The sequence below is a fragment of the Thioalkalivibrio sp. AKL8 genome, from assembly GCF_000380525.1.
Taxonomy (GTDB): domain Bacteria; phylum Pseudomonadota; class Gammaproteobacteria; order Ectothiorhodospirales; family Ectothiorhodospiraceae; genus Thioalkalivibrio; species Thioalkalivibrio versutus.
Map to the genome: position 1 here is coordinate 192407 of NZ_AQYF01000005.1, position 13221 is coordinate 205627.

A 13221-nucleotide genomic window follows, 5' to 3' on the forward strand; every position below is an offset into this window, starting at 1 on the left:
ACCAACGAAAAAGGCCCCGCCGGGGCGTAATCCGGCAGGGCCTGGGATGGTAGACGCCCCGGCGGTCCTGGCCGTCGGGGTGTCCGTGCTACGGCCTTAGAAGTCGTAGCGCATGCCGATCGACAGTGCCGTGGCCGTCTGGGCGAGGGGGTTGGCATCGTCGGGGTTGGCACTGCGGGCCGCACTCCAGGGGCTCAAGGCGGAGTTCGCGTCGTTGTCGACCATTGCGACGTTGCCGTAGAAACGCAGGTCACTGTCGACACGGTATTCGAGGCCAAGCGCATACATGGTGGCGTCGGCATCGTCCAGATCGGAATCCAGCTGGAAGGCGTGGCCGTTCAGGTACATGTTCGATGTCAGGCGGAACTGCCCGCCCAGGCCGTACACATCTGCTTCGTCGCCATTGGTAGTTTCCGAGTTCTGGTAGAAGGCACCCATGCGGAAGGCCGGCGTGATGCGGTAGCCAACGGCCAGGCGCCAGGCATCCGGATCCATCGCGCCGTCTTCCTGTTTTTCGTAGGCCAGGGCACCGGTCAGGTCGCCCATGTTGAGATTCAGCGAGGTGGAGTAGGCCTTGTTGGTCGCACCGTCCACGGTGGAGGCATCGCCGGTCTCGTTGGCGTACTGGATGTTCCAGGTCAGGCCGCCGAAGCTGGGGGTCTGGTAGTGGATGCTGTTGTTGAAGCGCTCGTCGAAACGTCCGGTCTGGGCGCGTGAGCGAGTCAGGTTGCGCATATCGCCGACCTGATCGCCGAAGAAGTTGGCCGGGCCACGGGCGCGCTTGAACGGGGTGTCGAACTTGCCGATGCGCAGCATGCCCCACTCGGAACCCTTCAGGCCCACAAAGGTGTCGCGGGTCGCGAAGTTTGTGCCGTTGGTGTCGAAATCGATCTGCTGCTCGATCTGGAACATGCCGACCAGCTGTTCGCGGAATTCGCGCTCGCCCTTGAAGCCCAGGCGGCTGGAATTGCTCGAGACGTTGAATTCGTTGTATTCGGCGCCGTCATCCAGGATGTCGGCGGACAGGTGGGCCCGCCCGTACAGCGTCCAGTCGGCGGTGGCCAGGGCCGGGACGACCAGGCCGGCGGCGATCAGGCTGGTCAGCAGGTGCTTGCGGTTCATGGATTTCTCCCCTATTTGCGTTTGAACGTTGGCGAGACGCGAGTGCCTCTCGACAGGGCGCAAGCATGGGGAGGCCGGGTGACGCCCTGGTTAAGCGCTCATGAAGATCCCGTTAAAAGGCCACACCGTTGCGGAAATGACACGGCTTCGAACGGAACCCGCCGCAAGGCGATGGGTCCTTCCGATGAGGAGCCGGTTTCCGGTCTACTGGAGGTCTCGGGGCGAGCGAGAGGAGGTGCGGCATTGGAAGCATCGGAGTCGACGATCCCCCGCCTGAGTGGCTGGATGCTGTGGCCCCTTCTGGTTGTATCCCCGGCAAGCGGCGCGGAGGATGAGGCGCCGCCGGTGCTCGATCCGGTCGAGATCACGGTGACGGCGCCGCGCCTGGCGACCCCGTTGGCGGATCTGCCGGCGGCGGTCAGCCGGGTCGACGACCGCCAGGCCACCGAGGGGCGGCAGGGTCTGCAGCTGGACGAGGCGCTCAACCGTGTGCCGGGGCTGTTCGGCCAGAACCGCTACAACTTTGCCCAGGATGCGCGAATCTCGATCCGCGGTTTCGGTTCGCGCGCCCCGTTCGGGGTGCGTGGACTGCGCATCCTCCAGGACGGGGTCCCCGAGACCACGCCGGACGGCCAGTCGCAGGTGGATGCCATCGATCTGCTGAACCTGCGCGACATCGAGGTGCTGCGCGGGCCCAGCGCGGCGTTGTACGGCAATGCCTCCGGCGGTGTGATCGCTGCGCGCACCCGCGATGGGCGGGATCCGCGCGGCTTCGGCGGCGGGGTGCTGCTGGGCAGCTACGGCTATCGTCGCGCCGAGGCGGTGGCGGAGCAGGACCACGGCACCCACCGCTATTCCCTGACCGCACATGATTTCGCCATCGACGGCTACCGCGAACAGTCCACCGCCGAGAAGCGCTATCTGCGCCTGCATACCGCCTCGGAACTGGATGCCGGCACGCTCAACGTTCACCTGCGCTACCTGGATGCGCCACGCACCGACGATCCCGGCGGCCTGACCCGCGAGGAGATGCGCGAGGACCGGCGTGCCGCGGCCCCGCTGGCCACGGCGCTGGACAGTACCCAGTCCGCCGAACAGCTGACCACCGGCCTGCAATGGGAGCAGCCGCTGGCCGGGGGCGAGCTGCGCCTGGGCGGATTCTGGACCCAGCGCGACTATGCGCAGCAGTTGCCGTTCCCCGGTGATTCCCGCGTCGCCTACGAGCGCGATTTCTTTGGAGTCAATGCCCAGTACGAGCGCGACGTTGGGGCGACCCGTGTGCTCACCGGCATCGACCTGGAAGAACAGCGCGATGACCGCACACGGCGCTGTTCTGCTGGCCGGCTTTTCGATCGCGACGGCGGCGAGTGTTCCGCGGACCCGGTTGATCCCATGAGCGACCTGGCGCTCGACCAGCGGGAGCGTGCCCGCTCGCGCGGGGTGTTCGTGCAGACCGATACCGCACTCGGGTCGGACTGGAACCTGGTGGCCGGCGCCCGTCACGACCGTATTCGCATGTCCATCGACGATCACTTCGTCGAGCGGTTTGACGACGGTGATGACGTCACGGACCGATCGGGCCGACGGACCTTTGACGAGACCAGCGGCATGGCCGGGCTGATCTGGCACTTCCGGCCCGAGTATCGCGCCTACGTGAATGTGGCGACCAACTTCGAGACCCCGACCTTCACCGAGTTTGCCAATCCGGAGGGCGGAGGCGGCTTCAACCCCGAGGTGGACCCACAACGGGCGCGCAGTATCGAGGTCGGTATCCGGCGCGAGAATCCGCAGCTCTCCTGGGAGGCCTCGGTCTACGCTACCCGGGTGCGCGACGAGCTGTCGCCGTACCAGCTTGAAGGTCAGGGCGACCGGACGTTCTATACCAACGCCGGGCGCACGGCCCGCGATGGCGTTGAGCTAAGCGCAGACTGGCGGTTGAACCCACAGTGGACCCTGAGCGCCGCTGCAAGCCTCAATCGTTTCCGTTTTCGCGAGTTCGAGGATGCCGAGGGTGTTCGCCATGACGGCAACCGGATGCCGGGGCTGCCGCGCGAGCAGTTGTTCGTCGAGGCCGACTGGCGCGACGGCCCCTGGTTCGTGACCGTGGACGCGCTGCATGTGGGGTCGCGTTATGTGGACAACGCGAACACGGAGAAGGTGGGGCCGCAGACGACGCTGAACCTGCGCGCCGGCCGGTTCTGGCAGCAGGGCGATACCCGTGCCGAGGCCTTCGTCGCCGCCAACAACCTGCTGGATGCTGACAATGTCGACAACATCCGGATCAATGCGGCGGGCGGCCGCTACTACGAGCCAGCGCCGGGTCTGACCTTGATGGCGGGGGTGCGGATGTATTTCGGACAGTGAGAGGGGTGGGGTCGGTGTGGTTCGCTGCGCTCACGGCACCCTGTGATCTGCGGGGCCGGAAGCATCATCGCAGGATGCGCTGAGCGCAGCGAACCGCATCCACACACGGGTCCGACTAATCACGACGCCACGGCTCGTCCGACGACTTCCCGGGCTCGATCTCGTCCAGGCGCCCCTGCTCGATCTTGCGCAGGGTCTCCGGGTCGGTCTCGTCGTCGTCCTCCCAGGAGGATCGGCGCGCCGGGGGTAACGGGTCACGCCGGTACAGCAACCCGCCGCAGGCCGCGCCCACCACCGCGCCGAACAGGTGTGCCTCGAACGACACCTTGGGCCCGCTGGGGAACACGCCCCACAGCATGCTGCCGTAAAGAAACAGGATGATGATGGCGAGCGCGATGGACAGCGCATCGCGGCGGCGAATCCCGATCACGACCGCGAAGAACATCAGACCGTGGGTAAGGCCGGACGCCCCGATGTGCAGCCCCTCGCGGGCAAACAGCCACACGCCCAGTCCACCCATCAGCCAGATCAGCGGCACCGCCGTGCGCGTGGCCTGGGGAAAGCCGTAGAGGGTCAGCATGCCTAGCACCCAGAGGGTCGGGACATTGGCCAGCAGGTGGCCCCAGGAGCCGTGGATCAGCGGCGAGGTGATGATGCCCAGCACCCCGACCGCGTCGCGCGGGAGGATGCCCAGGCGTGACCAGTCGCCGCCGGTCAGCTCCTGCAGCGCATGGATCGCGATCAGGATGCCGGCCCCGAGCATGGGCCACATCAGGGCGCGCCGAATGCGCTCGCGTTCGGCCCTGGGATCGGTCGGGGGTGCCGGCCGGCGCAGATTCATCATGCGCCTAGCCTGCCACGCTCGGGCACGAGGTCCAATCTCTCTGGCTCCCGGGCGCCGCCCCTGGCACCGTCATTGCGAGGCCCCGCAGGGGCCGTGGCAACCTCCCAAAGCTGGCACCGAGTCGGGAGCCGGTGGTTCCGGATGGCGGTTACTCGCTCCGCACGCCCTTCGGGCCGGCGTGCGGCCGTTCAACCCAGCTCCGCTGCTTTTTGTGCCGCGTCGCCTTCGGCTCCTCGCAATGACGGTGCCGAAGGCGAACGGCGGGATTAGTGCCCGCCCGGCCCCAGGTCGGCGCCCTTGTCGTGCAGGGCAAGCTTGTCGTGGAGTTCGCCGCTTTCGCCGCGCGGGGCCTTCACTTCGACCTCCATGCCGTTACGGCGGAACTTGCCGACCACCTTGTCGATCGCGGCCACGGCCGAGCTGTCCCACAGCGAGGCGCGGGTCAGGTCGATCTCGACGTTATGGATGCCTTCGCGGTAGTCGAAGCTGTCGATGAACTTGTCCACGGCGACGAAGAAGAGCTGGCCGCGAACGGTGTAGATACGGGTCTTGCCGTCCTCCGACAGGTCACTCTTCACTTCCACCGCCTTGACCATCTTGCGTGCGAAGAAGATCGCGGAGAGCAGCACGCCGGCGAACACGCCCATCGACAGGTCGTGGGTGATCACGGTGACCGCGACGGTCACGATCAGCACCACGGCATCGGTGCGCGGCAACTTGTGCAGCGTGGTCAGCGAGCCCCAGTCGAAGGTGGCGATGGAGACCATGATCATCACCGCGACCAGTGCGGCCATCGGGATGATCGAGACCAGATCGCCCAGCACCAGGATGAAGAACAGCAGGAACAGGCCGGCCGACAGGGTCGACAGCCGACCGAGACCGCCGGACTTGATGTTGATGACCGACTGGCCAATCATCGCGCAGCCGGCCATGCCGCCGAAGAAGCCGGTGACGATGTTGGCGATGCCCTGGCCCTGGGCCTCACGGTTCTTGCCGGAGGGGGTGTCGGTCAGGTCATCGAGGATCGAGGCCGTCAGCAGCGACTCCAGCAGACCAACGATCGCCAGCGCGAACGCGGTCGGGAAGATGATCTGCAGGGTCTCCAGGTTCCACGGGATGTCCGGGAACAGGAACACCGGCAGGCCGGAGGGCAGGTCGCCCATGTCGCCGACTTCCAGCGTGGGCATGCCCATGTAGTAGACGACGGCGGTTAGCGCGATGATCGCGACCAGCGGTGGCGGCAGGAGCTTCGGGTAGCCGGGGATCATCGGCAGGCCGTAGAGGATGATCAGACCGGCCGCGACCAGCGCCCACATGGTGGTGTCGCCATCGACCAGGTAGGGCACCTGGGAGAGAAAGATCAGGATCGCCAGCGCGTTGACGAAGCCGACCAGCACGGTGCGCGGGATGAACATCATGTAGCGCGCGAGCTTGGCCCACGAGAACAGGAGCTGGATGAGCCCGGTCAGGATGGTGGCCGCCAGCAGGTACTGCAGCCCGTGCTCGGCCACCAGCGTGACCGTGAGCAGGGCCATCGCCCCGGTTGCCGCCGAGATCATTCCGGGCCGCCCGCCGGCGAAGGCGATCACCACCGCCATGGTGAACGAGGCGTACAGGCCCACGCTCGGGTCCACGCCGGCGATGATGGAGAAGGCGATCGCCTCGGGGATCAGGGCCAGTGCGACCACGATCCCGGCGATCAGGTCGCCGCGGACATTGAAGAACCAGACCTTGCGCTGGCGGGACAGGAAGTCTTGTATGGTCTGCTGCACGTTGCGTTCCCCAATACCGGTGCGCGCCGAAGCCGACCCGGGTCGGGATCAACGGGTGAACGAACAGGTACCAGAGACTTTGGGAGGCGCGGATCCACGCGAAGGGTTGGATCGGTGCCTCCCCGGGAAGTAGCCGGGCCCGGTTGCCACCAGTGGATGGCGCGGTTGCAAGCGGTTCGGTGCCAGTACAGACTGAGAACCGCTCAGGAAAGGCGCGAAATTGTACCACTCTATGTAGTCGGTTCTGAAGTTTTCATGACCCCGGGCGCGTACGCCGGGTCGGTTTCATGCGATCACAAAGGGGATCCCCATGCTGCAGCGCGTCATCATCGCCATCGACTTCTCGCCCGCGTCGGCCTCGGCCCTGGCGATTGCCCGCCAGCACTGCCCGGGGGCGAAGAAGCGGTTGTTGTATGTGATGAAGCCGTCGGACGTGGCCGGTCCCAGCTCTGCCGGTGCGTTCAGTGGTGCGGGCTCGTCGCCGCTGAACGCGAAGGACATGCGCAATGCTGCGGAGGAGAAGGTGCGTGCCCAGATGCAGGAGTGGGCCGAGGCAGACGACGACGTCGCCATCGCCGTGGGCAGCGCCCCCGAGGAAATTTCCCGCCACGCCGAAGAGTGGGGTGCGGACATGATCGTGATGGGGACCCGTGGGCGCAGCCAGATCTCCAACATGCTCTCCGGCTCTGCCACCGAGTGGCTGGTGCGCAATGCGCGCCTGCCGGTCCTGGTGGTGCACGACGTGCCGCTGTCCGACTCGATGAAGGAAAAGCTGCCGCCGGAAGGCGCCGTCGACTGAAGCGGCTCGCAGCCCTCCCGGCATGCAGAAGGCCCGCTTTCAGCGGGCCTTTCTCGTTCCTGCGGCATGCTCATCGCGGTGCCGGCTGGCCGGGCCTCAGCCCCCGGTCATGGACATGAAGCGCAGGACTTTCTCCGGGCGCTCGGAGAATTCGTGGCGTTCCGGCTTCAGGTTGATGGCCTGAACCACCAGGTCCTCCAGTTCCGAATCGGTACAGCCCTCGCGCAGGTAGGGGCGCAGGTTCAGGCTGTGGTCGTTGCCGAGGCAGGTGTAGATGGTGCCGTCCACCGACAGGCGCACGCGGTTGCAGGTATCGCAGAAGTGCTGCGAGATCGGGGTGATGAAGCCGATGCGCACATCGGTATCCGGGATCTGCATGTAGCGCGCCGGGCCGCCCCCGGGCATCACGCCGGGCACCAGGTTGTAGCGCGGCTCCAGGCGGGCACGCACATCCTGCAGGTTCACGTAATGGCCCTCTTTCGCCTGGCGGCCCGTGTCGCCCATCGGCATGGTCTCGATGAAGCGCAGGGTGAAGCCGTGCTCGATGCAGAAGTCGACCATGTCCTCGACCTCCGGCTCGTTGATCCCGCCCATCACGACCATGTTGATCTTGATTGGGGCGAGGCCCGCGGCCTTGGAGGCCATCAGCCCGTCCAGCACCTTCTCCAGCTTGCCGCCGGTGATCTCCTTGAAGACCTCGGGCTTGAGCGAATCGAGGCTGACGTTGATCCGGTCGACGCCAGCATCCTTCAGCTCCTGCGCATGGCGCGCCATGCGCGTGGCGTTGGTGGACAGCGAGATATCGTCGATGCCGGGCAGGGCATTCAGGCGCGCGGCCAGATCCGGGAGGTTCTTGCGCACCAGGGGCTCGCCGCCGGTCAGGCGCACACGGCGGGTGCCGAGGCGACCGAAGGCGCCCATCACGCGCTCGATCTCCTCGAAGCTGAGCCAGTGTTCCGGCTCCTCGAAGTCGCGAAAGCCCTTGGGCATGCAGTAGAAACAGCGCAGATCGCAGCGATCGGTGACCGAGAGGCGCACGTATTCGATGCGGCGACCGAAGGCGTCGATCAGGGCGTTTCCTTCCGTGGGGGTGTCGGCGTGTTCCATTGGCGGGCCTGTGACGTCGAGTGGGGCGATATGTTCCGTGGTACACATCGTAGATCATTTTGCGGTCTTTGCCACATGAACGTGCAAATCATCTGTGGATTCGGGTCACAATAAAAAAAATCTTCACCCGATAATTCTGGTTTATCCGCAAATAGAAAAGACTCGTTGGCAGAATGTGTCCGCTCCGTCCACAATGCGCGATGCATAACTGAACCGAGATCACGAGGTCGCCCCCATGAGCGCGTTGCCCGAATTCGAAAAGCACGGCGAGCAGGAGATCAAGTACACCACCTGCTACATGTGCGCCTGTCGTTGCGGTATCAAGGTTACCGTCCAGGACAACAAGGTCCGCTACATCCAGGGGAATCGGCACCACCCGATCAACAAGGGTGTGCTCTGCGCCAAGGGCAACGCGGGGATCATGAAGCAGCAGTCCCCGGCGCGCCTGCACCAGCCGATGCGCCGCAAGCCGGGCACCGAGCGCGGTGCTGGCGAGTTTGAGCCGATCTCCTGGGACGAGGCGCTGGACACCCTGTCCGCGCGCCTGCAGAAGATCCGCGAGACCGACCCGCGCAAGCTGGCGTTCTTCACCGGCCGTGACCAGATGCAGGCCCTGACCGGCCTGTGGGCAACCCAGTTCGGTACCTACAACTGGGCGGCCCACGGTGGCTTCTGCTCGGTGAACATGGCCGCCGGCGGCCTGTACACCACTGGCTTCGCCTTCTGGGAATTCGGCGACCCCGACTGGGATCGCACCAAGTACCACATGCTCTGGGGTGTGGCGGAAGACCATGCCTCCAACCCGATCAAGATCGGGCTGGAAAAGCTCAAGCGCAGCGGCGGCAAGTTCGTCGCGATCAACCCGGTGCGCACCGGCTACCAGGCGATCGCCGACGAGTGGGTGGGCATCAAGCCCGGCACCGACGGCCTGTTCGCGCTGTCGATGCTGCACGTGCTGCTGAAGAACGACCAGTTCGACTGGGACTTCCTGGTGCGCTACACCAACGCCACCCAGCTGGTCGTACAGACCCCGGGCCAGAAGGGCGACGGCCTGATCCTGCGTGACGAGGCCGGCAACCCGCAGGTCTGGGAACTGGAGAAGGAGGCCTTCGTCGACGGCAGCCAGGTCGACATCAAGCCGGCCCTGTTCGGCGAGTACACCGCCCCGGACGGCCGCCCGGTCAAGACCGTGATGACCCTGCTGGCCGAACGTTACCTGGCGGACGAGTATTCCCCGGAGAATACCGCCGCGGTGACCGGCATCCCGGCCGAGCAGACCGAGCGCCTGGCGCTGGAGATGGCCCACGTCGCGTTCAAGGAGACCATCGAGCTCGACATCGAGTGGACCGACTCCTGGGGCCGCAAGCACGACAAGGTGTTCGGGCGTCCGGTGTCCATGCACGCGATGCGCGGCATCTCCGCGCACTCCAATGGATTCCAGACCTGCCGCGCGATTCACCTGCTGCAGATCATGCTCGGCTCGGTGGACTGCCCCGGCGGTCACCTGGCCAAGCCGCCGTATCCGAAGCACATCCCGCCGGGCATCAAGCCGGCCAAGGAATGCGCCCCGAACACCCCGCTGAAGAGCCCGCCGCTCGGTTTCCCGACCGCGCCGGAGGATCTGGTCATCGATGACGACGGCAACCCGCTGCGCATCGACAAGGCCTTCTCCTGGGATGCGCCGGTGTCCAACCACGGCATGATGCACATGGTGGTGACCAACGCGGTCAACGCCGACCCGTACCCGATCGACACCCTGATCTTCTTCATGGCGAACATGTCGTGGAACTCCACGATGAACACCGCCGAAGTGATGGACATGCTGCGGTCCAAGGACGAGAACGGCGAGTACAAGATCCCGTTCCTGGTGGTCTCGGATGCGTTCAATTCCGAGATGGTCAGCTTCGCCGACCTGGTGCTGCCGGATACCACCTATCTGGAGCGCTACGACACCATCTCCATGCTCGACCGCCCGATCTCCGAGCCGGCCGCGGCGGCGGACTCCATCCGCCACCCGATCCTCGAGCCCGATCGCAACGTGCGGCCGTGGCAGGAGGTCATGGTCGAGCTGGCCGGGCGCCTGAAGTTCCCGGCGTTCACCAAGGACGATGGCAGCCGCAAGTTCTCGGATTACAAGGACTTCATCGTCAACTTCGAGAAGGAGCCGGGCATCGGCTTCCTGTCCGGCTATCGCGGCAAGGACGGCCAGAGCCACTTGCGCGGCGAGCCGAACCCGAAGCAGTGGGAGGCGTACATCGAGAACCAGGGGTTCTTCCTGTACCACCTGGCGCCGAATCAGCAGTTCTACCGCTACGCCAACAAGGACTACCTGGAGCTGGCCAAGCACGCCGGCTGGGTAGGCAAGACCGATCCGATCACGATCGAGATCTACTCCGAGACCCAGCAGCGCTTCAAGCTGGCCGGCCAGGGCCTGTACGACGGCCCGCAACCGACCAAGCAGGAGCACAAGGACCGGCTGACCCAGTACTTCGATCCGCTGCCCATCTGGCACAAGCCGCTGGAGCAGACCCGGATCGACGAGGACGAGTACCCGTTCTACGCGGTCAACCAGCGTCCGATGTTCATGTACCACTCCTGGGATTCGCAGAACGCCTGGCTGCGCCAGATCTGCGCCCAGAACTACCTGTACATGAACCGTCAGAAGGCGGAGTCCATGGGCATCGAGGATCTGTCCTGGGTGTGGCTGGAGTCGCACAACGGCAAGATTCGCGTGCAGGTCAAGCTGATCGAGGGCTGCGAGCCCAGCACCGTCTGGACCTGGAACGCCATCGGCAAGCAGAAGGGCGCCTGGGGCCTGAAGCCGGAGGCGAACGAGTCGCAGAAGGGCTTCCTGATGAATCACCTGATCAGCGAGCTGCTCCCGAAGAAGGGCGACCCGATCGACAACATCACCAACTCCGACCCGGTCACCGGGCAGGCCGCGTGGTACGACCTCAAGGTCAAGATCACCCCGGCCGGTCCCGACGAGCAGAGCGCCTGGCCGCAGTTCGACGAGGTGAAGGCCACGCCGGGCATGTCCGAATCGCCGGACCAGCTGCGCTACCACGCGCACAAGCCCGTGCACCTGAACCGCGACATCCGCGACGTGCTCACGCGCGGTTCGCTGGACGACGAGAAAAACTGATCCGGCCCGGTTCCGCGACGGCCTCAAGGCCATCGCGGGGCTTGCCCGCACGAACGATTTGAGGGAGTACCAACCATGCGACTTGGACTCGTAATCGACATGGACACCTGCGTGGGCTGCCATGCCTGCGCGGTGGCCTGCAAGCAGTGGAACACCAGCGGCACCACGGGTCCGCTGACCGACTATCGCCCCTACGGCGAGGACCCGAGCGGCGTGTGGTTCAACCGCATCCGCCACTACGAGGTCGGGGACTACCCCAACAACAAGACCGTCAACATCCCGATGTCCTGCATGCACTGCGAGCATGCCGACTGCGTGAACGTCTGCCCCACCGGTGCCTCCTACAAGCGCCCGGAAGACGGCATCGTGCTGGTCGACCAGGACAAGTGCATGGGCTGCAACTACTGCGCCTGGGCCTGCCCGTACGGCGCCCGCGAGCTGGACCGCGAAGACGGCGTGATGAAGAAGTGCACGCTGTGCGTGGACCGCATCTACGACGAGCAGCTGCCGCCGGAAGAGCGTCAGCCCGCCTGCGTCATCACCTGCCCGGCGCACGCGCGCTTCTTCGGCGACTTTGATGACGACGCCTCCGAGGTGAGCCGCCTGGTCCGCGAACGTGGCGGTGTGAAGCAGATGCCCGAGCTTGGCTACAAGCCGGTCAACACCTATCTGCCGCCGCGGATCACCCGTTCCATCCCCACCGACGACGTGCGTGCCAACACGCTGATCACCTCGGTGAAGGACTGGGTCAACAAGATGGTGGCGCGCTAAGCGCGCCCGATCGGGGAGAGAAAACCATGCATCCGGCGTTTTCCGTCATTCTGTTTACTGTCATCTCCGGTGCGGGCTACGGCCTGTTCCTGTTGCTGGTGGCCTTCCATCTCGCGGGCATCGGTCCGGTCATGAGCCATGGCGAGCTGATCGCGCACGGGGTTGCGGCCCTGGGCATGATCACCGTCGGGCTCATGCTGTCCACCGGCCACCTGGCGAACAAGAAGAACGCCTGGCGTTCCTTCATGCGCTTCAAGACCTCCTGGCTCTCGCGCGAGGCGGTATTTGCCGTGCTGTTCTACCCGTTCGCCGCGATCTATGGCCTCGGCGTGCTGCTGCAGGGCCACGAAGTCGGTCCGTTGGCCGCAGTGGCTGGCGCCATCGCCGCCGTGCTGGCGGTGGTCACGCTGTTCTCCACCGGGATGATCTACGGCTGCCTGAAGACCATCCGCCAGTGGAACACCGCGCTGACCCCGGCCAACTACATCCTTCTGGGTGTGGCCACCGGTGCCGTCGCCTTCGCCGCCATTGCCAGTGTGTTCGGCAACGCCACCGCGATGCATGCGGGCGTGGCCATCGTGCTGCTGCTGATCGCTGGCGTCCTCAAGGGGATCTACTACTTCTGGATCTCCCGCGTGACCGGCCCGACCATCAACACCGCCACCACCTTCAACCGCGCGACCGTGCGGTTGCTGGATACCGGGCATACCGCCGGTACCTTCCTGACCGACGAGTTTGGCTACGATGCAGGCAAGAACACCACCGACACCCTGAAGATGGGCGTGTTCCTGCTCGCGTTCGGTACCCCGATCCTGGTGTTCGCCGCGATCCTGTCCGGCGTGCCGGCCATCGTGGCCTGGCTCGGCCTGGTCGCGGCCCTGGCGGGTGTGATCATGGAGCGCTGGCTGTTCTTCGCCGAGGCCCGGCACGTCGTGCGCTTGTACCACGGGGACCAGCACACCTGAGCCCCGCTGGCTGAAGTGGCACATCGAACGCCCGCCTTGCGCGGGCGTTTTCATGGGCGCCCGTCGTGGCCGCTGGCCGTCGGGCGCGGATGTCTTACTCGCGCTGCTCGTCCTGGCGCATGCCGTGGATGATGTAATAGCCCACGTAGCCAAAGAAGGCCACGATCCCCAGCAGGGTGATGATGGTCAGAATGCCGATGGGCGACTGGAACATGATTTCGGTCAGCATGAGGGTTCTCCTGAGGTGTTGTTGCACCTCTGAAGCTAGCGCTGCCCCGGGCTGCCGAATTTGATCCAGATCAAGGCAGTAGCCGATCGCCCCGGCAACCCTG

At 65.4% G+C, this 13221-nt stretch carries 10 protein-coding genes; 5 read left to right on the forward strand and 5 right to left on the reverse strand.

Annotation, left to right across the window (positions count from 1 at the left end):
* Nucleotides 1-96: 96 nt before the first annotated feature.
* Entirely contained in the window at nucleotides 97-1122 is a 1026-nt protein-coding gene (locus G335_RS0103905; protein ID WP_018168888.1) for a porin, read from the reverse strand.
* Between the two features lie 243 nt (nucleotides 1123-1365).
* On the opposite strand from G335_RS0103905, the gene G335_RS0103910 reads away from it, so the two are divergent.
* Nucleotides 1366-3486 (forward strand): TonB-dependent receptor, encoded by a 2121-nt coding sequence (locus G335_RS0103910; RefSeq protein WP_018175972.1) that lies wholly within the window; start codon nucleotides 1366-1368, stop codon nucleotides 3484-3486.
* A 115-nt stretch (nucleotides 3487-3601) separates the two neighbouring features.
* Here the strand turns inward: G335_RS0103910 and G335_RS0103915 are convergent, their stop codons facing one another.
* Nucleotides 3602-4330 carry a rhomboid family intramembrane serine protease gene (locus G335_RS0103915; protein ID WP_018175973.1) on the reverse strand — a complete coding sequence of 243 codons (729 nt, stop codon included), beginning with the start codon at nucleotides 4328-4330 and terminating at the stop codon, nucleotides 3602-3604.
* A 266-nt stretch (nucleotides 4331-4596) separates the two neighbouring features.
* Nucleotides 4597-6102 (reverse strand): SulP family inorganic anion transporter, encoded by a 1506-nt coding sequence (locus tag G335_RS0103920; RefSeq protein WP_018175974.1) that lies wholly within the window; start codon nucleotides 6100-6102, stop codon nucleotides 4597-4599.
* A gap of 310 nt (nucleotides 6103-6412) precedes the next feature.
* Between G335_RS0103920 and G335_RS0103925 the strand changes: the two genes are divergently transcribed.
* Entirely contained in the window at nucleotides 6413-6901 is a 489-nt protein-coding gene (locus tag G335_RS0103925) for a universal stress protein (RefSeq protein ID WP_018145067.1), read from the forward strand.
* Between the two features lie 96 nt (nucleotides 6902-6997).
* On the opposite strand, the gene moaA is transcribed toward G335_RS0103925, so the two are convergent.
* Nucleotides 6998-8008: a GTP 3',8-cyclase MoaA gene (gene moaA, locus G335_RS0103930; protein ID WP_018168892.1), complete on the reverse strand. Its 1011-nt coding sequence runs from the start codon at nucleotides 8006-8008 to the stop codon at nucleotides 6998-7000.
* A 235-nt stretch (nucleotides 8009-8243) separates the two neighbouring features.
* On the opposite strand from moaA, the gene G335_RS0103935 reads away from it, so the two are divergent.
* From G335_RS0103935 to G335_RS0103945, 3 genes are all read left to right on the forward strand, one after another.
* Nucleotides 8244-11153 carry a molybdopterin oxidoreductase family protein gene (locus G335_RS0103935; RefSeq protein WP_018168893.1) on the forward strand — a complete coding sequence of 970 codons (2910 nt, stop codon included), beginning with the start codon at nucleotides 8244-8246 and terminating at the stop codon, nucleotides 11151-11153.
* A 75-nt stretch (nucleotides 11154-11228) separates the two neighbouring features.
* A complete protein-coding gene (locus G335_RS0103940) occupies nucleotides 11229-11924 on the forward strand; it encodes a 4Fe-4S dicluster domain-containing protein (protein WP_038032074.1) in 696 nt (231 codons plus the stop codon).
* Nucleotides 11925-11950: 26 nt separating this feature from the next.
* A complete protein-coding gene (locus G335_RS0103945) occupies nucleotides 11951-12889 on the forward strand; it encodes a DmsC/YnfH family molybdoenzyme membrane anchor subunit (RefSeq protein ID WP_018168894.1) in 939 nt (312 codons plus the stop codon).
* A 94-nt stretch (nucleotides 12890-12983) separates the two neighbouring features.
* On the opposite strand, the gene G335_RS14405 is transcribed toward G335_RS0103945, so the two are convergent.
* Nucleotides 12984-13118 carry a hypothetical protein gene (locus G335_RS14405; RefSeq protein ID WP_018168895.1) on the reverse strand — a complete coding sequence of 45 codons (135 nt, stop codon included), beginning with the start codon at nucleotides 13116-13118 and terminating at the stop codon, nucleotides 12984-12986.
* Between the last annotated feature and the right edge of the window lie 103 nt (nucleotides 13119-13221).

Coding starts and splice junctions, on each gene's coding strand:
- G335_RS0103905 (WP_018168888.1), bottom strand. CDS start 1,122: ATGAACCGCAAGCACCTGCTGACCAGCCTGATCGCCGCCGGCCTGGTC.
- G335_RS0103915 (WP_018175973.1), bottom strand. CDS start 4,330: ATGATGAATCTGCGCCGGCCGGCACCCCCGACCGATCCCAGGGCCGAA.
- G335_RS0103925 (WP_018145067.1), top strand. CDS start 6,413: ATGCTGCAGCGCGTCATCATCGCCATCGACTTCTCGCCCGCGTCGGCC.
- moaA (WP_018168892.1), bottom strand. CDS start 8,008: ATGGAACACGCCGACACCCCCACGGAAGGAAACGCCCTGATCGACGCC.
- G335_RS0103935 (WP_018168893.1), top strand. CDS start 8,244: ATGAGCGCGTTGCCCGAATTCGAAAAGCACGGCGAGCAGGAGATCAAG.
- G335_RS0103940 (WP_038032074.1), top strand. CDS start 11,229: ATGCGACTTGGACTCGTAATCGACATGGACACCTGCGTGGGCTGCCAT.
- G335_RS0103945 (WP_018168894.1), top strand. CDS start 11,951: ATGCATCCGGCGTTTTCCGTCATTCTGTTTACTGTCATCTCCGGTGCG.
- G335_RS14405 (WP_018168895.1), bottom strand. CDS start 13,118: ATGCTGACCGAAATCATGTTCCAGTCGCCCATCGGCATTCTGACCATC.